We start from the raw sequence: 19607 nt of genomic DNA on the forward strand, positions 1-19607 counted from the left end.
TCAAGTTTCAAGTTCCACACAGAACGTGAAACCTGAAACTTGAAACAAAACAAACAAAAATTAGACATGGCAAAACTACCCGTATCAACTGAAAAAATAATTGAAGCATTTGGACCACATCTAAACTATGCACCAGTGGATGGTTATAATGGAAGAGACGAACCAGATGACGTTGTAAAAACGCATTGCTGCTTTTGCGGAATGCAATGCGGAATTCAGTTATTAGTGAAAGAAAATAAAGTAGTAGGTTTTGAACCGTGGATGGAATTTCCGTTTAATGAAGGACGTTTGTGCCCAAAAGGAGTTCAAAGATATCTTCAAAATAATCACCCAGACAGACTTTTGCATCCGATACAAAGAGTGGAAGGAAAAGGATTTGAAAAAATTTCATGGGATGATGCGATGGATAAAACCATTTCTGAAATAAAACGCATTCAGGAAAAATACGGACAACATGCATTCTCCATGTTGTCTGGAGTTTCATTAACCAACGAAAAAAGTTATTTAGTTGGAAAATTTGCGCGCGTAGCTTTAAAAACAAGAAACCTCGATTACAACGGAAGACTTTGTATGGTAAGCGCCGGAGCCGGAAATAAAAAAGCATTTGGTTTAGACCGCGCTTCAAACAATTATTCAGACTTAGAATATGCCGAAGTAATTATTGTTGCCGGAGCTAATATCAGTGAAACTTTCCCAACCTTAACACATTGGATTTGGAAAGCAAGAGATCGCGGAGCAAAATTAATTGTAATCGATCCAAGAATGATTCCGCTTGCCAGAACTGCCGATATTCATCTGGATGTAAAACCCGGAACAGATTCTGCTTTATACGGCGCAATGCTGAAATATTTAGTAGATCATGATATGCTGGATCATGATTTTATTGATAATTATACATCAGGATTTCAGGAAACAATTGATGCCGTAAAAGATTATACTTTAGAATGGGCAGAAGAAATTACCGGAATCGATAAAGAAAAAATAAAAGCTGCTGCAGAATTATGGGGAAAAGCAAAAACAAGCTTTTTACTGCATGCACGCGGCATCGAACATCACTCAAAAGGTGTTGATAATGTTTTAGGTTGTATCAATCTCGTTTTGGCAACAGGAAGAATTGGAAGGCCATATTGCGGTTACGGCACAATTACCGGACAAGGAAATGGTCAGGGTGGAAGAGAACACGGACATAAATGCGATCAATTGCCAGGAAACCGTGATATTGAAAATCCGGAACATAGAAAATATATTTCTGAAGTTTGGGGAATCGATGAAAAAGATTTACCCGGAAAAGGACTAACAGCGTATGAAATTATTGAAGCCATTCATAGAGATGAAATAAAAGGATTAATTTCGATTTGTTTCAATCCGCTGGTTTCTCTTCCTAACAATAATTACGTTCGTTCAGCATTAGAAAAATTAGAATTTTACGTTTGTATCGATTTCTTTTTAAATGAAACAGCCCGTCATGCCGATATTGTTTTGGCAGGATCTTTACAGGAAGAAGAAGAAGGAACAACAACTTCTGCAGAAGGAAGAGTGATTAGAATCAGACAAGCCGTTACGCCTCCGGGAGAAGCAAGAACCGATACTTCAATTTTATTAGAAATAGCAAAAAGACTAGGCGAAGAAGATAAATTTACTTACGATAATAGTGAACAAATTTTCAACGAACTGCGTGTCGCTTCAAAAGGCGGAACAGCAGATTATTTCGGAATCACGTATAAAAAAGTAGAAGACAATATGGGCGTTTTTTGGCCTTGTCCAACAGAAGATCATCCCGGAACGCCAAGATTATGGGAAGATAAAAAGTTTAAAACCCCAGACGGAAAAGCGCATTTTAATCCCGCGCCTTATAAACTTCCGGGCGAAATTACCGATGAAGAATATCCAATAACACTAACAACAGGCCGTGTCGTTTCACAATATTTAAGCGGCACACAAACACGCCGAATTGGAAAACTGGTAGATCAATTTCCGGAACCAATGCTAGAAATTCATCCTGAATTAGCAGCAAAATACGGAATCAAACAAAGAGAATTAGTAAGAGTAGCAACAAGAAGAGGCGAAGGAACATTCCCTGCCAATATTGTAGAAACCATTAGAAAAGATACCGTTTTCATTCCGTATCACTGGCCGGGACATAAATCGGCCAATCAATTAACGCCGGGAACTTTAGACCCGATTTCTAAAATTCCGGAGTTTAAAGTCTGCGCCTGTTTATTAGATCCGCAGGGGAAAATAGCACCGCCAGCCAAAGAATCTGAAGCGTATGCAAGTGTTTAATCTATAAAAAAATGAAGTTATGAATTTGACCAATTTTAATACAAACGAAGAGTTTTTTGTAGATATGCAGCGGTGTATTGGCTGCAAAGCCTGCGAAATGGCCTGCGCCGAATGTGAAACCAATGGCCAGCAAACTTTAATAAGCGTAAATTATGTAGATCGTTCGTCGACAATTCAAACCACAGTTCAGGTTTGTATGCATTGCGAAGATCCGGTTTGTGCTAATGTCTGTCCGGCTGATGCAATTTCGCAAGATGAATTTGGTATAGTGCATACAGCAAATACTGAAAGATGTATAGGATGTTCGAACTGTGTTATGGCTTGCCCATTTGGAGTGCCTAAAAAAGTTGAAGAATACGATTTAATGATGAAATGCACAATGTGTTACGACAGAACAAGCGTAGGTAAAAAACCAATGTGCGCTACAGTTTGTCCAAGCGGTGCATTGTTTTATGGAACAAGAGAACAAATCGAAGAAATGAGACCGAATAGTACGCCAGTCAACAACTTTATTTTTGGACAGGAAAAAGTTAAAACAAAAGTGAATATTATGATGCCAAAAGGCAGTACAGAATTAAGAATTTATTAAACCAGAATCATGTCAAAAGAAGATAATTTAAATCAAAACTGGAAAAAAGATTTCCCTATTAAAAAGCAGGAATCAACACAAGTCAGCCGACGCGATTTTGCTAAATTCCTGACTTTTGTTTCCGGCGGATTAATGGTAGGAACTGGGTTTGTTACTGCAAAAGCACTTTTTTTACCAAAAGAAGAAGTACAAGGCGAACATTTTATCTGTAATAAAGAAGATGTTCCCGTGGGCGGAACTCGCGGTTTTGTTTTAGAAGGAAGTACAATTCCATACATATTAATTCACTTAGAAAGCGGTGATTTTAGAGCTTACGAACAAAAATGTACGCATCTTTCATGTTCCGTATTTTACAAACCCGGAACCGGAATTATACATTGTCCTTGTCACGAAGGTTCATTTGATGCCATGACAGGCGATGTAATTGCGGGCCCGCCGCCAAGAGCTTTACCGCAGTTAGAAGTAGTATTTAAAGAAAATGCTGTTTTTGTAAAAGCAATGATAGAGAAAAAAGACAGCTAAACTGTATAATTAAAATTTATAGATATGAGTACTTTTAGACGAAGCCAAAACCGCGCTAACCCTAATAAGCTGAACAATATACTTTCGACACTTATTTTTATTCTGATTTTAAATGTCAGCATTCAAATCTGGCTTTTATATGCATCCTTAAATAATGCATTAGAAAATAACAAAGAAATATTAATTCCCGCCTTTATAGCTTCTGCAATACTATTTTTTATTGGTTTTGCGTGGTTATATTACCTTCCAAAAGGTAATTTTAAAAGAAAGTAAATCAAACACTTCAACTTTAAAAGCTATTTGATTTTTTCGCTCGGTATTTAAAAGAATTAAGCTAAATTTATATTTTTAAAAAATTTAGGTACTTAATTGATTTAACTAAGTAAAAATACTTATATTTGTAATAAGTATTTTTTGCTTGTAAAAATAACACGAATGATTAAAGTAGAAGATGCTATAGCGATTATTGAGGCGAACAGCAAAAAAATGTCCACAAAGCTAATTCCGGTTAGCAAAGCGTTAGGTTATGTTTTGGCAGAAAAAGTAATTTCGCCAATCGACATGCCGCCGTTTCGCCAGTCGGCAATGGATGGATATGCATTCACGCACAGTATTCGACACCAATATGATATTATTGGAACTTCGCAGGCTGGAGATCATTCGAATATAAAGCTAAAAAATACCGAAGCAATTCGAATATTTACAGGCGCTTTTGTTCCCGATAATGCAGATACAGTTGTAATGCAGGAACATGTAATGGCAAATAAAGATTCAATTTTGATTGCTACAATGCCTGAAAAATTGTCAAACGTTCGTCCAAAAGGAGAACAAATTGGAAAAGACGAAGTAGTTTTTGAAGCCAATACTTTAATAACGCCCGCAGCAATTGGATTTTTAGCTTGTTTAGGAATCACAGAAGTTGAGGTTTACAAAAAGCCCAAAGTGGCCATTTTAGTAACCGGAAATGAATTAGTACAACCAGGGAAAAAGCTTAAAAAAGGAAAAATTTTCGAAAGTAATTCGGTTATGCTGGAAGCAGCGCTGGAAACTATCGGAATCAAAAAAACAAAAGTTTACAGAGTAAAAGATAATCTCAAAGCGACAAAAAATGCGCTTAAAAGTATTCTGAAAAAATACGATGTTGTTTTAATTTCCGGCGGAATTTCAGTAGGCGATTATGATTTCGTAAAAGAAGCTTTATTGCAAAACGGTGTTCAGGAATTGTTTTATAAAATCAATCAAAGACCCGGAAAACCAATGTTCTTTGGTTCAAAAAATGAAACTCTAGTTTTTGCTTTGCCGGGAAATCCTGCTTCATCGCTGACGAATTTTTACATTTATGTTTCACCAGCAATCAAAAATAAATTAGGATTTTCGGAAATTTATAAAACCAAAGTAGTTCGAAAATTAAATTCGGATATTAAGAATACTACAGGAAAAACATTATTCTTAAAAGCAAAATACGACGAAACAAAAGTCACCGTTCTCGACGGACAAAGTTCAGCAATGCTCAACACTTTTGCCGTTGCCAACAGTTTACTTATTGTGCCGGAAGATGTTCAGGAATATAAAAAAGGCCAATTAGTAACATTATTACCGATTGATTAAGAGAATTTTAGATTTTAGAATTCAGAATTTAGATTTTTAGAAAAAGAAAATAGAATAAAGAGTATAGAAAATAGATTTTTTGGTATTAAGGATGAAAAGCAGTGTGTAATATAAAACATATAGCTTAGCAACTTGAAACCTGAAACAAAGAAAACTTGAAACAAAAAAATAATGAACCTATTAAGTTCCGAAAACATATTACTATTTAGTTTCGCATTAATCGTTATTGCGTTTTTATATTCTAGTGTAGGTCACGGCGGCGCATCTGGATATTTGGCATTGATGAGCATTTTTGCTTTTCCGGTTTCGATTATGAAACCATCGGCTTTGTTGTTGAATTTGTTTGTTTCGAGTATTTCATTTTTGTTTTATTATCGAAAGAATTATTTTAAACCAAAGCTGTTTTATCCGTTTGCCATTGCCTCAATTCCGGCAGCATTTATCGGGGGATTTATAACTTTAGACAATGCGATTTATAAAATAGTTTTAGGAATTGTATTGGTTTTCGCAGCGTTGAGATTGTTTGGAGTATTTAATTTTAAAGAAAAAGAAGAAGTAAAAATCAATCTTCCAATCGCATTGGTAATTGGTTTTGCGATAGGTTTATTGTCAGGAATGTTAGGAATTGGCGGCGGAATTATCCTGAGTCCGATTTTATTATTCTTAGGATGGGCATCAGTAAAAGAATCGGCAGCGGTTTCGAGTTTATTCATTTTTGTGAATTCAACAGCCGGAATGTTAGGATTCTTTTTAGGAGGAAAAACAATCCCAATAGAAAGTTTTTATTTGGTTCCAATTGCAGTTGTAGGAGGAATGTTAGGCGGATTTTACGGAAGTGGTTCTTTCTCTAACAGAACATTAAAAATGGTTTTAGGAACGGTTATTTTGATGGCAAGCGTCAAATTGATTTTTCCTTGAGATTGAAAAAGAAAAATCGCTCATAATACGTCCCTGAGGTTGAAACCTCGGGCAATATTTGAAAAGCAAATGTAAAAGATTGCTAAATAAACATAGCCAGCGGTTTTAACCGCTGGAGACAAAGATTGGCAAAACCTTGAAGTAAAAATTGTCACCCTGAGCGAAGTCGAAGGGCGCTCCAATTGGAACGTGAGCTTCGACTTCGCTCAGCCTGACAAATATGAGCAAAACTTGAAACGTGAAATTTGAAACAAAAGAAACTATGAATATATCAGTATTTATTCTTTGCGGAGGAAAAAGCTCCAGAATGCAGTCTGAAAAAGGATTAGTGCTGTTTCAGGAAAAACCATTTATAGAACATATAATTAAGGCGATTTTGCCTATTACAGAACAAATAAAACTAATTACGGCATCAAAAGAATACGATTATCTGCCGTATGAAAAAATACCCGATATTATTTCAGATAAAGGTCCTTTAGGCGGAATTTATACCGCTTTATCCCATTCTGAAACCGAATTCAATTTGATTTTAAGCTGTGATATTCCGTTGATTTCGACTGAATTGTTAACCGAATTAATTTCAAAACATACAGAAGAAGCCGGAATAACCGTTTTTGCTTCCGAAAGTAAAACACATCCATTAATTGGGATTTATTCAAAAAAGATTGTTCCGATTATTAAAAATGCGATTGATTCAGATGAATTAAAAATGATGGATTTATTGGCAAAAGTGCCGCATCAAATTTTGAATATAGAAGAAAGTGAAAACTTTCATTTGACGAATATTAATTCGGCCGACGAATTAAATGATCTGAATATCAATTTAAGTTAAAGATTATGCAAAACTTAAAAACACCAAAATTGACGATTGTTGGCGCAGGCCCAGGCGACGTTGAATTGATTACGATGAAAGCCATAAAAGCTTTAAAAAGTGCCGATGTAGTTTTGTACGATGCTTTGGTCAACGAAGAATTATTAGAATATGCATCAAATGCAGAAATTGTTTTTGTTGGAAAACGATTGGGCTGTCATGCTTATACACAAGATCAGATTAATGATTTGATTGTTTCCATGGCAAAAAGTCACGGACATGTAGTGCGTTTAAAAGGCGGAGATCCGTTTGTTTTTGGAAGAGGAAGCGAAGAAATCGAATTTGCAGAAGAATTTGGAATTGAAACTGCTATCGTTCCCGGAATTTCATCTGCTTTGGTTGTTCCTGCTTCCGTTGGAATTAGTTTGACACAGCGTAAAGTAGCCGAAAGTTTTTGGGTAATTACCGGAACAACTTCAGATCATAAATTATCAAAAGATGTTCTTTTGGCTTCAAAATCGGCGGCGACGGTAGTTATTTTGATGGGAATGCATAAATTGGATGAAATAATTTCTATTTATCAGGAAAACAGAAATGATGATTTACCAATCGCAATTATTCAAAACGGAACAAAAAATTCAGAACAAAAAGTGATTGGAACTATCAATACAATCACTAAATTGGTTGCTGAAAAAAATATATCATCGCCCGCTATTATTGTGATTGGCGAAGTAGTGAGAAATACTTCAAGCTGGATTTCCTATTTTCAGGAACATTTTGAAGATGAATTCATTTTTCAGAATTTAAATTTATAAAAATGATCGAGATTAAATATTTTGGAGCTGTCGCTGAAAAGACAAAATGTGAATTCGAAAAATTATCTTTTTCCGAAGAATTGTCTTTGCAAAAATTATTGCATGATTTAAACGAAAAATACCAATTTGAATCGCTTTCTTTCAGCGTAGCAGTAAATCAAAAAATAATTTCAAAAGCAGCAGATTACAATTTACAAACAAGTGATATTGTTGCTTTATTACCACCGTTTGCCGGAGGATAAAAATTAATTTATGAGTGCATCAAACCGATACAACCGACAAATGATTCTTCCTGAAATAGGAGAGGATGGTCAGTACAAATTATCGAAAGCGAAAGTTTTGGTTATTGGTGCCGGAGGTTTGGGAGCGGCGATTCTGCCTTATTTAGCAGCTGCCGGAGTTGGCGAAATTGGGATTGTAGATGATGATGATATTGAGATTTCGAATTTACATCGTCAGGTGATTTACAAAAGTTCGGCTGTTGGAAAATCCAAAGTCGAAGAAGCAAAACTGATGATTTCAGAATTGAATCCGCTGGTAAAAGTCAACGCTTTTGCAGAGAAATTATCAGGTAAAAACGCCATTTCGTTATTTCAAAACTATGATATTATTGTTGACGCAACAGATAATATTTCAATTAAATATTTAATAAACGATGCTTGTCTGTTAACCAATAAACCAATGGTTTACGGATCAATTTTTAGATTTCAAGGACAAGTTTCAGTTTTCAATTATCAAAACGGACCAACATACAGATGTTTGTATCCAGATGAAAACAATAACGCTTTAAACTGCGAAGATGCCGGAGTAACCGGAATTTCGGTTGGAATTATCGGAATGCTTCAGGCAAATGAAGTTCTGAAAATGATTCTCGGAATTGGAGAAGTTTTAAGCGGTAAAATATTAGTTTATAATATTCTCAATAACGAACAGCAAAAATATGATTTTGATAAAAGTGATTTTAAGTCAATAAGCAGAGAATCATTCGAAGAAAAATACTATAAATCTGAAGTTGAAGAAGTTAATTTTGAATCGATTTTGGATGAAATAAATAATGATGAGGTTCTATTTTTGGATGTTAGAAATGAAGAGGAACTTCCAAAAATCAATTTAAAAAATCAAATCCAGATTCCATTAATTAATCTAGAAAATGAAATTGAAAAACTGGATAAAAACCAAACGATTTACATTTTCTGTCAATCTGGAATTAGAAGTAAAGTCGCAGCAGAGTTACTTCAAAAGTATCAATTTAAAAATATAAAAAGCGTTGCTGGAGGTATTTTAGCAATGAAAGATTTAATAAAAGAAAAAACTACCATTTCAATTTAAATTATGAAGAAAACCTCATTCGTATTATTTATGTTTTTCTGCTTTACACAATTTATGTTTTCCCAAAAAGAGGTTGATTATACAGGCGAAACAGAATTATATAAAATTTATGAAAAAGCAGATAAAGAGTTGAATACCGTTTATAATCAGTTGAAAAAGAAACTAACGGCAAATGATCAGGCAAATTTGGTTACTGCACAAAAAGACTGGATAAAGTTTAGAGATTCAAATTGCAAATTTCAAAGCTATTCTGAAGATGAAGGAGGAGTTATAGCAAACAAAATGTATATAGATTGTAGAACTCAAATGACAATCGACAGAACTAAAGAATTGAAAAGTTTGTTGAGTGATTTTTAAAATTTATAATTAATAATTCGAGATAAATTTGACACTATTTTACAGATTGAATAAAATAAAAATTCGTGAATTCGTGGCTATCAAAAAAAACATAAAAAATGAGTAAAAATGTATTTGTAGAAGGGCCAATTTCTCCTGAATTTATAGCCGAGTCGATTGCGAAACACCAATCGAAACATACAATTGGGGCGCACAATATTTTTTTAGGACAAGTTCGTGCCGATGTAATTCACGACAATACAGTCGTGGCGATTGATTATTCAGCTTACACGGATATGGCAAACGAAGCTTTGCACACGATTCGCGAAAAAGCTTTCGCCAAATTCGATTTAACCTGTATGCACATTTACCATAGTTTGGGCGTTGTAAAAGCAGGCGAAATTTGTTTGTTTGTTTTTGTTTCGGCGATGCGACGCAAACAAGTTTATGAAGCAACAGAAGCAATCGTAAACTGGATTAAAACCGATGTGCCGATTTTTGGTAAAGAAATATTTGAAAACGATACATTCACCTGGAAACAAAATACCTAATAAAACAGAATGGTAGATATTACGCATAAAATAAGCACATTAAGAAAAGCAACTGCAACGGCAATTGTAAAAGTCAGCAGACAAGAAACAATTGATGCGGTAGTGAATAATTTAGTTCCGAAAGGAAATGTGCTCGAAATGGCAAAAACGGCAGGATTATTTGCGGTAAAAAATACGCATTTGTCTATTCCGGATTGTCATCCGCTTCCAATTGAATTTACATCGGTCGAATATAAAATTGAAGGATTGGAGATTCAGATTATTTTCAATGTAAAAACCGTTTACAAAACCGGAGTTGAGGTTGAAGCCATGCACGGTGCATCGATTGTCGCGCTTACGATGTATGATATGCTGAAACCAATTGATAAAGAAATTGAAATTTCAACCATTAAATTGATTAATAAAGAAGGTGGAAAATCTTCTTTCAAAAATAAATTTCCGAATGCTATAAAAGCAGCGGTTTTTGTTTGTTCTGATTCGATTTTTGCAGGAGATAAAGAAGATCGATCTGGAAAAATTATTGTAGAGAAATTAGATTCGTACGGAGTTGAAACTTCGCATTATGAAATTATTCCTGATGAATTAGATATTATTCAGGAAAGAACAAAAGCTTACGCAAAAGATAATCAGCTGGTGATTTTTACGGGCGGAACGGGATTATCTCCAAGAGATGTAACGCCGGAAGCTTTGTCGCCAATTTTAGAAAGTAGAATTCCGGGAATCGAAGAAGCAATTCGCGATTACGGACAGCAAAGAATGCCGTATGCAATGCTTTCAAGAACTGTAGCCGGTACTTTGGGTAAAAGTTTAGTTTTGGCTTTGCCGGGTTCAACAAACGGAGCGAGAGAATCGATGGACGCTGTTTTTCCGCATGTAATGCACGTCTTTCATATTTTAAAAGGAAAAAATCATGACAGCCTCTAACACAATTTTGACGGATGGTTTTGGGCGCAGACACAATTACCTGCGCATTTCGCTGCTGGAAAAATGCAACCTGCGTTGTACGTATTGCATGCCGGCTGACGGAATTACGCTTTCTCCAAAAGCCAGTTTAATGACGGCCGAGGAGATTTTTGGCATCGCTCAAACTTTTGTGCAAAATGGTGTTGACAAAATTAGATTGACAGGAGGCGAACCTTTGTTAAGAAAAGATTTTCCCGAAATTGTTGCAAAATTAGCGACTCTAGATATTTCACTTTCTATAACCACAAATGGAATTTTAATTGATCGTCATATTGATGTTTTAAAACAGTTTAAAGTCAAAAAGATCAATTTGAGTTTAGATACTTTGGTTTCGTCTAAATTCCATTCTATAACACTCAGAAATCAGTTTGAGAAAGTTGTTGATAATTTGCATTTGCTTTTGAATAACGATTTTCAGGTCAAAGTGAATGTCGTTTTGATGAAAGGTTTTAATGATAATGAAATTGTTGATTTTGTAAAACTGACACAATTTCTGCCGATTTCTGTTCGTTTTATTGAGTTTATGCCGTTTGCTGGAAATGAATGGGACAGAAGCAAAATGGTTTCTCAAAATGAGATTTTATCTTTGGTCGGAAATACATTTTCAGCTGATGAAATTCAAAAACTGGAAGACGAAAAAAACTTCACGGCCAGAACGTATAAAATAAAAGGTTTTCAAGGCGATTTCGGAATTATAAGTTCGATTACAAATCCGTTTTGTGACAGTTGCAACCGAATTCGTTTAACGGCTGATGGAAAAATTAAAAACTGTCTTTTTTCGAATTCAGAAACGGATCTTTTAACGCCTTTTAGAAATGGCGAATCGATTACGAATTTAATTTCTCAATCTGTTCAAAATAAAAAGAAAGTCCGCGCCGGAATGGTTACAATTGATGAAATGAATGATCCTGCAAAACATTTTGATAATCGTAGTATGATTGCGATTGGGGGGTAAGGTTTCAACAGAATCTTTGTCAAAGTTTTAAACTTTGACAAAGATAATACGTGCAGATTGTCCTTGCGAGGAACGAAGCAATCACACTATTGTAATCAACGTACTTTTTGTTAGTGCGGTTGCTTCGTTCCTCGCAATGACTGGAACGCATAAAAAAAGGTTCAACTTTATTAAAGTCAAACCTTTCTTAGATATTATTTTTTCTTTTTAGCTTTAGCCTTCTTTTTAGACTTAACTTTCTTTTTAGCAATTTTTTTTGCTTTCGCTTTATCTTTTGCTTTTTTAGCTTTTTCTTTTTTCTTAGCAGCAGCTTTTAATTTTGCTTTTTTAGCTTTTTCTTTCTGTTTGTCTTTTTTAGCTTTCTCTTTTTTCTTAGCTAATTTCTTTTTTGCTTTGTCCTTTTCTTTGTCTTTCACTTTCTTTACTTTTTTATCAGATTTATTTTTAGCAGTTTCTACAGTTGTAGTTGTTCCGCTTGTGTTTTCTTCTTTTGCATCAGAAACAGCAGTTTTTGTAACCACCGTTTTTACTGCTTCCGGTTTAATAGTTGGAGTCAATACTTTTTTAGCAGGAGCTCTACGTGCTGCCGGTTTTGCTGTAGTTACAGCTGTTTTTGAAACAGATGCTGCCGGAGCTTTTGCTGTAGCTGCTGCTTTTTTTACAGCTGTTGCAGCTGGTTTTGCAGTTGTTGCTACAGGTTTAGCTGTTGCAGTAGTTTTTACTGGAGCAGCAGTTTTAGCTGGAGCAGCTTTAGCAGGTGTTTTATCTTCAGTTTTTACAGCTTCTGCCGCTGGCTGAGTATTTTCTGTTGTAGGTGAATCGATTTTCTCTGGGGTTACTTCTTCGTTCTTGTTTTCCATATTTTTAGTGCTTTTAATGAGGATTATCATTAACAATGTAACTAAATTGTTAATTTACAGTTAAGTAAAGATAACTATAAAACAAGTCTCCCAATGTTAAGTTTTTTGATAAAATTTAGTATTAAGTATTTGAAAGTGAAATATTTGTCTTTTTAAGTGAAATTAAAAACATAAATCTCTTAACAATTCCACTTGGAAAATTGAGGTTTTAATTGAAAAAATACAGAAAAAATGTAATAAATAATTATTTTTTAATAAGCGTACTTATTATATTTGCACTTATTAATTTTAATTTGAAACAAAATGTGGTCAAAATCTCATTCAATAATTACAAAAGAGGTAACAAAAGAACAAATGTGGAATCTGTTTGCAGACGTCAATAATTGGCATACTTGGGATACAGGTATTGAATATGCTAAATTGGAAGGAAACTTTGAAAAAGGAAATCATTTTTTATTACGACCAAAAGGCGGGCCGAATGTAAAAGTTGAATTACTCGAAGTTTTAGAAAATAAAGGATTTCTGGATGTAACTAATTTTCCATTAGCCAAAATGTATGATGAACATTTATTTGAAGAAACTCCAGACGGATTGAAGATTACGAATATTATAACCGTAAAAGGATTATTAGGTTTTCTTTGGGTGAAATTAGTAGCGAAAAAAATTGTTGATAATTTACCTGTTGATGTTCAGGAACAAATAAAAGCAGCTTCTAAATTATGAGAGCAAAAAAGTATTGGATAGCCACGATTTCAAGAGAACATGCACAAAGAGCTATAAATGGAGGTTTTATTCAAGTCTGCCATGGAAAAGAAGGTCCGTTGAAAAGAATGCAGAAAGAAGATCAGATCTTAATTTATTCCTCTAAAATAACAATGGAAGGAAATGAAAAATGTCAATCTTTTACAGCTTTAGGAAAAGTAGTAGGTGATGAAGTATATGCATTTGAAATGACTGAAAAATTTGTACCCTTTAGAAGAAATATTCAATTTATGAAATGCAATGAAGTTTCGATACTTCCGCTGATTGAGAATTTGGTGTTTATCCCCAATAAAAAATCGTGGGGATATCCATTTCGTTATGGATTCTTTGAAATCAATGAAAATGATTTTAACTTTATAACTTCAAAAATGATTTCTAACATTGCTGAAAATTCACAATAAAAAATAAAAAATGAGTACATCAGAAGATAATACATTTAGTGTTGAAACGCCAGAAGAAAGTTCTGGTTTTTTGTTGTGGCAGGTAACAAACCTATGGCAGCGCGAAATCAAAAAGGCTTTAGAGCAATATAATATTACGCACTCGCAGTTTGTGTTAATGGCTAGTATACATTGGCTTACGATTCATAAACAAGAGGTTACACAAATTGTGCTTTCGGCAAATACTAAAATTGACCCAATGACAACTTCTACAGTTTTAAGAACTTTACAGCAAAAGAATTTCATTGCCAGAGAAGAACATGCTACAGATACAAGAGCCAAAGTAGTTGTACTTACAGATTTAGGAAAAGAAATTATAAAAAAAGCTATTGTAACTGTTGAAGATTTTGATAGAAAATTCTTTTCTGTTTCCGGAGTAAAAACAAATGATTTAAATCAAAACTTAATCGCATTATTAGGGCAGAAATTGGTTGAATAAATTTAGTTTAAGATTTAATTCTTGGCAATTTACTTCGCTAGTTCGCTATCGCTCGTGTCCAGAATTTTGAAATTGCTTTTTGGTGCTTCGCATAAGGAACAGCAGTAATCTTCGCCTAAATCTGTAAACAAAATACCTTTTGGAATACCTTGACTTTCGTCTCCGTATTCAGGTTTATAAAGCGTTAAGCATTCCTGACATTGGTAAATATCTTGTTGCGGTTTTTCTTTTTTCTGCGTTTTTTCGGTGGATTCTGTTGTTGCATTTCCTAGTTCATTGAAATATTTTCGGCTTAATTCAATTAAAATCGTTGGAAGTTCGAGTTTGTCAATGTCTTGCGAATGCACAATGTATTCACGTGTATTTGGGTCGAAATTCTTCGCAAACAATACATTATAGGTATCGCGAATTTTTATGGATTCTAAAGCGGAAGGAAGTTCGTTTTTTTCAATTACGATAGAAGTAAAATAATGTCCGTCACGATTATATTCGGATATTCCGAAATTCAATCCGTAAGTACTGATATCAAATTGATCGAGCGTGCGGACTAAAAAAGTTTTCAAGTTCAATGCCCATTCCATAGCAACGGGTAAATGCCAGTTTAATTCGAGTAAAGAATGTCGAACATTGATTCCTCTTTTGCCTAAGAATTTTTCCCATTCCAGTTTTCGGTCTTTTGGAATTCCTTTTATAATAAATGATTTCCAGGGCGTGATACAAATTTTCCCGATTTTGCAGTCGAAACACAAATCGCACATTTCTTTGAGGAAATCGAGATCGTATAAATTATTTCGCCAATAAAGACCAAGCCAATATTGATCGATTCCCATTCTGTTCATTCCTTCGTAATACGGAAACGGATAAAACGGAATGTTCAAAGGTTTGTCAATCGTTCTGTTATTAGTGTCTAAAACTTCGCTTACGAGATTGAAAATCAAATCAATTCCGATGGATTCTTCGGCAGTAATTTTTTCGATTTCGTAATAAAATTTGGCAATATCCCAGCTATAAATCAAAACGGGATAAACTTCCATACGTTCCCATTTTGGTAAACGAATATATAGGTACCAATAATCTTCGTGTTCTGAAGCAATAAAATTTAAATGCCCGGTAAATAACGGAACCAGTTGTTGTTTAGGATCGTTTATATTTACTTTAAGTTTGGGCTGTTCTTTAAAAAGTTCTAAAATGTAAAGGAATTTATTCCCCGTAAGCCAATTGGTATTTCTGAAAATATCTGTTGAAACGTAAGAGGAAACAATATTATTTCCGCTTTTTTGATCGGGATAAACAAAATGATGTTTTCCTAAAGCGGTTTTATCCAAAGATTTAAAACCTTTCGGGAAAATAATATCTTGTCTAGAACCAAACGAAATAGAATCAAGTCCTTGATCTGCAGCCATATTAACGACTTCTCTCAACTCTCCCGGCGAAATAACGCCTCCTTTTACTATTAATCTTGTCAACTCCATTTGTTTTTTGTTTCAGGTTTTCTTTGTTTCAGGTTGCTTTACTTTGAACATACATTTTACCGCAAAGTTCGCAAAGGTTTTTCTCAAAGTTTCGCAAAGGTTTTTTACTTTATTTTTAATAAGTTGCCAAAGTCCACAAAGCATTTGGTAAAGATTTTAGCGCATAGCTTTGTGAACTTTTTTCGGTAGAAAATAATCTTAAGCAAAGAATATAAATCTTCGCGAAACTTTGCGAAAAACCTTTGTGAACTTTGCGTTCAGATCAACACAATCTAACACAATCAACTAAACTTTACACTTCGCCAATATCTCTTTAACCTCTGTTTTACAGCTTCCGCAGCCTAAACCGGCACCTGTGTTTTTGCATAAATCGGTGAAATTATTTACACCGCTTTTTATTGTTTCTTCGATGTTTCCGGCTCCAACCTGACTGCAGGAACAGACTAATTTTCCTAAAACAGGTTTTGCGCTTGAGCTTCCTCTTAATAATAAATTGCGTTTGTCTGATAATTCGATTTTGCTTTCGATCATCGTTTTGAATTCGGCGAACTCGTTTTTATCGCCCATTAAAATCGCGCCCACAAGCAAATCATCTTTTACGATGCATTTTTTATAATAGCGTTTTTTAAGATCTGAAAAGACAATTTCTTCGTAGGAATCGTCATTTTCAGGAATTAAGATTTCTCCAATGCTGCATAAATTAATATCTTCTAATTTCAGAATATTCATTAAGATTGAACCTTTATAATAACTGCTGATATCGCCCGCTAAAAAGTTAGCCAGAATATCAGCCTGTTCTTCGGCTGCAGAAGTGATTCCGAATAATTTATTGTTGAATTCGGCGATTTCTCCAATCGCAAAAATATCTGGATTTGAAGTTTGTAAATACTGATTTACTTTCACGCCGCGTCCGCAGGAAAGACCGCTTTCTCTGGCAATTTCTATATTCGGAATTGTTCCGATGGTATACACAATGGCATTTGCGGTAATGATTCTGCCGCTTTTTAATGCGATTTCAATTTCGTTTGGATTATCGGTTTCAAAAACGGTACTGACTTCATTATCAAAATAAATCTGAATATCACGAAGCTGCACTTCTTCGGACAATAATTTACTGGAAATTAAATCCAGCTGACGTTCCATTAAACGGGAAGCTCTTTGAATTATGGTTGTTTTTACTTTTTTATGTTTTAAAGCGGCGGCCAATTCTAATCCTAATAATCCACCGCCAATAATCACAACATGCTGTTCTTCGGGCGGAAGATTAGTGCTGTCAAGATGTTTTTTTAAACGATCTGCATCTTCTTTTCGTCTTACAGTAAATCGGCCCGGAAGATGAAGCTGTGCGTTTTCCGGAATAAACGGACGGCTTCCGGTAGCTAGAATTAAGGAATCGAAAGTATGCGTTTCGCCTAAACTGTCTTTTATAATTTTGTTGGTTGTATCTATTTTATCAATCGCAACTCCGGCTTTCATGGTAATGTTGAGCTTATTTAAAGCTTCGCCGTCTTTTACTTTTAAAAGCTGTTCCCAAGTAAATTCTCCCGTCATATATTCCGGAAGTAAAACACGATTGTAAAACGGATTTATTTCATTCGAAAAAACAATAATTTCATCGGTTGTATTGAATTCACGGTAGTTTTGAATGAATCTGAAAGAAGCCGCTCCGGCACCAACAATTGCAATTTTCTGAAATGGTTTTACATATTTCGTAATCGAAACGGTTGTGAATTTAAAATCAGGTTCTTTTGAAACGGGATCAACAACTGTATTCGTTAAATTGTTGGTTCGGTTTAAATCATTTTCGAGTTGTTTTCCCCAATGCATCGGCAGGAAAACTACTTTTTCTTTAATGGAATCCGTAACTTTTGCTTTTACTCTGACTTCGCCATTTTTACTTGTAACGGTAACGATATCACCATTTTTAATTTCATTTTTAAAAGCATCAATTGGATTTATTTCTAAAACCGGACTCGGAATATGAGTCAACAATCTCGATACTTTTCCGGTTTTTGTCATGGTATGCCATTGATCGCGAATTCTTCCCGTTGTTAAAATAAACGGAAATTCAGCATTTGGTTGTACCGATGTATTTTCTATTGAAACCGGAAGGTTAAAAATGGCTTTTTGCGACGGCGTATAGAATTTTTTATCCGTAAAAAGACGGGGAGTTCCCGGATGTCCGTAATCTGGAACGGGCCATTGAAAAGTGCCTTCGGTTTTTAAACGATGATAATTTAAGAATGAAATATCGATGTTTGTGCCTTTGGTAAGTGCGCAATGTTCTTTGTAGATTTCTTCGGCATTATTAAAATTGAATCCGTGAAAATTCATTTTTTTAGCAAAACGAATTAGAATTTCAATATCCGGAAGTGCTTCTCCCGGCGCATTTATTCCTTTTGAAAGATAAGAAATACGACGTTCTGAGTTGGTCATTGTTCCTTCTTTCTCCAACCATCCGGCGGCAGGTAAAAGTAAATCGGCAAATTTTGCGGTATCGGCATTATGCGAAATATCCTGAACGACTACGAATTTAGCATTTTGAAGTGCTTTTTCAATTCTTCTGGAATCAGGTAAACTCACAAGCGGATTAGTACAAATAATCCAAACGGCTTTCATTTTTCCCGATTCTAAGGCATCAAACATTTCTGTTGCTGTCAATCCCGGTTTATCTGAAAGTTCGTCAACGCCCCAGAAATCTGCGACTTCTTTTCTATGCGTTGGATTGGCGATATCTTTGTGCGCGGCCAAAAGCGTTGCCATTCCTCCAACTTCACGTCCGCCCATTGCGTTGGGTTGTCCGGTTAAAGAAAAAGGCCCTGAACCTGGTTTTCCAACTTGTCCTGTTAAAAGAGATAAATTAAGTAAAGCGGTGTTTTTGTCAACGCCAACAGCACTTTGGTTTAAACCCATTGCCCAAAACGAAAGGAATCCTTTTGCTTTTCCGATAGTATCGGCAGCGAGTTTTATATCGTTTACCGGAATTCCGCAAAGTTTAGAAGCTTTTTCTAAAGAAGTTCCTAAAACTAAGTCTTTATATTGTTTGAAATTTTCTGCGTGATTTTTAACGAAATCATGATCTACGTATCCTTTTTCGATAATACGTTTAGCAATGGCATGATATAAAATAATGTCTGATCCGGGAATAATTTGTAAATGTATATCGGCGAAAGCGGCGGTATCTGTTCGCCTCGGATCGATTACAATTATTTTTGTTTTCGGATTTTTCTCTTTGTGTTTTTCAATTCTTCGAAATAAAATTGGATGACACCAAGCCGGATTTGCGCCAGTAATTAAAAGTGTATCGGCAAGTTCGATATCATCATAAGCAATTGGTACAGAATCTTCTCCGAAAGTCTTTTTATAGCCCACAACGGCAGAACTCATGCAAAGTCGGGAATTGGTATCGATATTATTGGTTTTCAAAAAACCTTTTACGAGTTTGTTTACCAGATAATATTCCTCAGTTAAACATTGTCCCGAAATGTAAAATCCAACGCTGTCTGGTCCATGTTTTTTTATGATAGAAGAAAAAACAGCGGCAGCGCGATCTAGTGCGGTATCCCAAGTTACACGTTCAAGCGGATAAGATTTGCTACCACGCATTTCCGGATATAAAATTCTGTCTGAAGTATCATTAACTACGTAATGCAGATTCATTCCTTTAGAACATAACATTCCTTTATTAACCGGATGATCTTTGTCGCCTTCTACCATTACGCCGTTTTTGGCATCGTTGGTTACGATTATGCCGCAGCCAACGCCACAATAAGAACAGGTAGTTTTGATTTTGGTATTTTGCATTACAGTTCTTTTTTAGATACTATTTCTTGAATCTGCAGGGATTTAGATAAATCACTTATACAAAAATAAGTATTTTTACGTATAAATACGTATTTTTTAAATTTATTTTTCTATTTTTGATCCAATTAAATGAGGAACAACAAATTAGTT

General features: G+C 34.8%; 20 protein-coding genes. 17 read left to right on the forward strand and 3 right to left on the reverse strand.

What is annotated here, in order from left to right; translation table 11 throughout:
- The first annotated feature begins 66 nt into the window (after window positions 1-66).
- The 14 genes from B3C18_RS01780 to moaA all read left to right on the forward strand — a co-directional run bounded on the left by B3C18_RS01780 (window position 67) and on the right by moaA (window position 11680).
- Window positions 67-2283, forward strand: coding sequence for a molybdopterin oxidoreductase family protein (locus B3C18_RS01780; protein ID WP_291141421.1), 2217 nt, complete (start codon window positions 67-69; stop codon window positions 2281-2283).
- Between the two features lie 19 nt (window positions 2284-2302).
- Complete coding sequence (locus B3C18_RS01785) at window positions 2303-2872, forward strand: 4Fe-4S dicluster domain-containing protein (RefSeq protein WP_291141424.1); 570 nt, start codon at window positions 2303-2305, stop codon at window positions 2870-2872.
- A gap of 9 nt (window positions 2873-2881) precedes the next feature.
- Window positions 2882-3394: a ubiquinol-cytochrome c reductase iron-sulfur subunit gene (locus B3C18_RS01790; RefSeq protein ID WP_291141426.1), complete on the forward strand. Its 513-nt coding sequence runs from the start codon at window positions 2882-2884 to the stop codon at window positions 3392-3394.
- Between the two features lie 24 nt (window positions 3395-3418).
- Window positions 3419-3667 carry a DUF6755 family protein gene (locus tag B3C18_RS01795; protein WP_053470284.1) on the forward strand — a complete coding sequence of 83 codons (249 nt, stop codon included), beginning with the start codon at window positions 3419-3421 and terminating at the stop codon, window positions 3665-3667.
- A 162-nt stretch (window positions 3668-3829) separates the two neighbouring features.
- Window positions 3830-5002 (forward strand): gephyrin-like molybdotransferase Glp, encoded by a 1173-nt coding sequence (gene glp / locus B3C18_RS01800; RefSeq protein WP_291141431.1) that lies wholly within the window; start codon window positions 3830-3832, stop codon window positions 5000-5002.
- A 171-nt stretch (window positions 5003-5173) separates the two neighbouring features.
- Window positions 5174-5920, forward strand: a complete 747-nt coding sequence (locus B3C18_RS01805; protein ID WP_291141434.1) for a sulfite exporter TauE/SafE family protein — start codon at window positions 5174-5176, stop codon at window positions 5918-5920.
- A 262-nt stretch (window positions 5921-6182) separates the two neighbouring features.
- On the forward strand, window positions 6183-6752 hold the full coding sequence (locus B3C18_RS01810; protein WP_291141437.1) for a molybdenum cofactor guanylyltransferase: 570 nt from the start codon (window positions 6183-6185) through the stop codon (window positions 6750-6752).
- A gap of 5 nt (window positions 6753-6757) precedes the next feature.
- Complete coding sequence (cobA, locus tag B3C18_RS01815; RefSeq protein ID WP_291141439.1) at window positions 6758-7546, forward strand: uroporphyrinogen-III C-methyltransferase; 789 nt, start codon at window positions 6758-6760, stop codon at window positions 7544-7546.
- 2 nt (window positions 7547-7548) lie between these two features.
- Window positions 7549-7788, forward strand: coding sequence for a MoaD/ThiS family protein (locus B3C18_RS01820; protein ID WP_291141442.1), 240 nt, complete (start codon window positions 7549-7551; stop codon window positions 7786-7788).
- 10 nt (window positions 7789-7798) lie between these two features.
- Window positions 7799-8875, forward strand: a complete 1077-nt coding sequence (moeB, locus tag B3C18_RS01825; RefSeq protein WP_291141445.1) for a HesA/MoeB/ThiF family protein — start codon at window positions 7799-7801, stop codon at window positions 8873-8875.
- A 3-nt stretch (window positions 8876-8878) separates the two neighbouring features.
- Complete coding sequence (locus B3C18_RS01830; protein ID WP_082577810.1) at window positions 8879-9232, forward strand: lysozyme inhibitor LprI family protein; 354 nt, start codon at window positions 8879-8881, stop codon at window positions 9230-9232.
- A 98-nt stretch (window positions 9233-9330) separates the two neighbouring features.
- Window positions 9331-9762, forward strand: coding sequence for a molybdenum cofactor biosynthesis protein MoaE (locus B3C18_RS01835; RefSeq protein WP_056202704.1), 432 nt, complete (start codon window positions 9331-9333; stop codon window positions 9760-9762).
- Window positions 9763-9771: 9 nt separating this feature from the next.
- Window positions 9772-10686: a bifunctional molybdenum cofactor biosynthesis protein MoaC/MoaB gene (gene moaCB, locus B3C18_RS01840; RefSeq protein ID WP_291141453.1), complete on the forward strand. Its 915-nt coding sequence runs from the start codon at window positions 9772-9774 to the stop codon at window positions 10684-10686.
- Complete coding sequence (moaA, locus tag B3C18_RS01845) at window positions 10673-11680, forward strand: GTP 3',8-cyclase MoaA (RefSeq protein WP_291141456.1); 1008 nt, start codon at window positions 10673-10675, stop codon at window positions 11678-11680. Before moaCB ends, moaA begins: the two co-directional genes overlap by 14 nt.
- Window positions 11681-11874: 194 nt before the next feature.
- On the opposite strand, the gene B3C18_RS01850 is transcribed toward moaA, so the two are convergent.
- Window positions 11875-12540: a hypothetical protein gene (locus B3C18_RS01850; protein ID WP_291141459.1), complete on the reverse strand. Its 666-nt coding sequence runs from the start codon at window positions 12538-12540 to the stop codon at window positions 11875-11877.
- Window positions 12541-12843: 303 nt separating this feature from the next.
- On the opposite strand from B3C18_RS01850, the gene B3C18_RS01855 reads away from it, so the two are divergent.
- Genes B3C18_RS01855 through B3C18_RS01865 form a run of 3 tightly spaced genes read left to right on the forward strand, consistent with a single transcriptional unit; the run spans window position 12844 to window position 14181 of the window.
- A complete protein-coding gene (locus B3C18_RS01855; protein ID WP_291141462.1) occupies window positions 12844-13263 on the forward strand; it encodes an SRPBCC family protein in 420 nt (139 codons plus the stop codon).
- Window positions 13260-13703, forward strand: a complete 444-nt coding sequence (locus tag B3C18_RS01860) for an EVE domain-containing protein (RefSeq protein WP_291141465.1) — start codon at window positions 13260-13262, stop codon at window positions 13701-13703. The genes B3C18_RS01855 and B3C18_RS01860 overlap by 4 nt, the downstream gene beginning before the upstream one ends.
- Window positions 13704-13713: 10 nt before the next feature.
- Window positions 13714-14181, forward strand: a complete 468-nt coding sequence (locus B3C18_RS01865; protein WP_291141467.1) for a MarR family winged helix-turn-helix transcriptional regulator — start codon at window positions 13714-13716, stop codon at window positions 14179-14181.
- Between the two features lie 29 nt (window positions 14182-14210).
- Here B3C18_RS01865 and B3C18_RS01870 read toward each other — a convergent pair whose 3' ends face one another.
- On the reverse strand, window positions 14211-15653 hold the full coding sequence (locus B3C18_RS01870) for a rubredoxin (RefSeq protein ID WP_291141470.1): 1443 nt from the start codon (window positions 15651-15653) through the stop codon (window positions 14211-14213).
- Between the two features lie 285 nt (window positions 15654-15938).
- Window positions 15939-19457: a nitrate reductase gene (locus B3C18_RS01875; protein WP_291141473.1), complete on the reverse strand. Its 3519-nt coding sequence runs from the start codon at window positions 19455-19457 to the stop codon at window positions 15939-15941.
- Window positions 19458-19607 lie beyond the last annotated feature (150 nt).

Source organism: Flavobacterium sp. UBA7680 (genome assembly GCF_002482975.1).
Taxonomy (GTDB): Bacteria; Bacteroidota; Bacteroidia; order Flavobacteriales; family Flavobacteriaceae; genus Flavobacterium.

Bases quoted from the DNA above. Each gene is read 5' to 3' on its own strand.
- B3C18_RS01855 (WP_291141462.1), top strand. From the start codon at position 12,844: ATGTGGTCAAAATCTCATTCAATAATTACAAAAGAGGTAACAAAAGAA.
- B3C18_RS01780 (WP_291141421.1), top strand. From the start codon at position 67: ATGGCAAAACTACCCGTATCAACTGAAAAAATAATTGAAGCATTTGGA.
- B3C18_RS01835 (WP_056202704.1), top strand. From the start codon at position 9,331: ATGAGTAAAAATGTATTTGTAGAAGGGCCAATTTCTCCTGAATTTATA.
- B3C18_RS01875 (WP_291141473.1), bottom strand. From the start codon at position 19,457: ATGCAAAATACCAAAATCAAAACTACCTGTTCTTATTGTGGCGTTGGC.
- B3C18_RS01810 (WP_291141437.1), top strand. From the start codon at position 6,183: ATGAATATATCAGTATTTATTCTTTGCGGAGGAAAAAGCTCCAGAATG.
- moaA (WP_291141456.1), top strand. From the start codon at position 10,673: ATGACAGCCTCTAACACAATTTTGACGGATGGTTTTGGGCGCAGACAC.
- B3C18_RS01785 (WP_291141424.1), top strand. From the start codon at position 2,303: ATGAATTTGACCAATTTTAATACAAACGAAGAGTTTTTTGTAGATATG.
- B3C18_RS01870 (WP_291141470.1), bottom strand. From the start codon at position 15,653: ATGGAGTTGACAAGATTAATAGTAAAAGGAGGCGTTATTTCGCCGGGA.
- cobA (WP_291141439.1), top strand. From the start codon at position 6,758: ATGCAAAACTTAAAAACACCAAAATTGACGATTGTTGGCGCAGGCCCA.
- B3C18_RS01820 (WP_291141442.1), top strand. From the start codon at position 7,549: ATGATCGAGATTAAATATTTTGGAGCTGTCGCTGAAAAGACAAAATGT.
- B3C18_RS01795 (WP_053470284.1), top strand. From the start codon at position 3,419: ATGAGTACTTTTAGACGAAGCCAAAACCGCGCTAACCCTAATAAGCTG.
- B3C18_RS01860 (WP_291141465.1), top strand. From the start codon at position 13,260: ATGAGAGCAAAAAAGTATTGGATAGCCACGATTTCAAGAGAACATGCA.
- B3C18_RS01850 (WP_291141459.1), bottom strand. From the start codon at position 12,540: ATGGAAAACAAGAACGAAGAAGTAACCCCAGAGAAAATCGATTCACCT.
- B3C18_RS01865 (WP_291141467.1), top strand. From the start codon at position 13,714: ATGAGTACATCAGAAGATAATACATTTAGTGTTGAAACGCCAGAAGAA.
- B3C18_RS01830 (WP_082577810.1), top strand. From the start codon at position 8,879: ATGAAGAAAACCTCATTCGTATTATTTATGTTTTTCTGCTTTACACAA.
- B3C18_RS01790 (WP_291141426.1), top strand. From the start codon at position 2,882: ATGTCAAAAGAAGATAATTTAAATCAAAACTGGAAAAAAGATTTCCCT.
- moeB (WP_291141445.1), top strand. From the start codon at position 7,799: ATGAGTGCATCAAACCGATACAACCGACAAATGATTCTTCCTGAAATA.
- glp (WP_291141431.1), top strand. From the start codon at position 3,830: ATGATTAAAGTAGAAGATGCTATAGCGATTATTGAGGCGAACAGCAAA.
- moaCB (WP_291141453.1), top strand. From the start codon at position 9,772: ATGGTAGATATTACGCATAAAATAAGCACATTAAGAAAAGCAACTGCA.
- B3C18_RS01805 (WP_291141434.1), top strand. From the start codon at position 5,174: ATGAACCTATTAAGTTCCGAAAACATATTACTATTTAGTTTCGCATTA.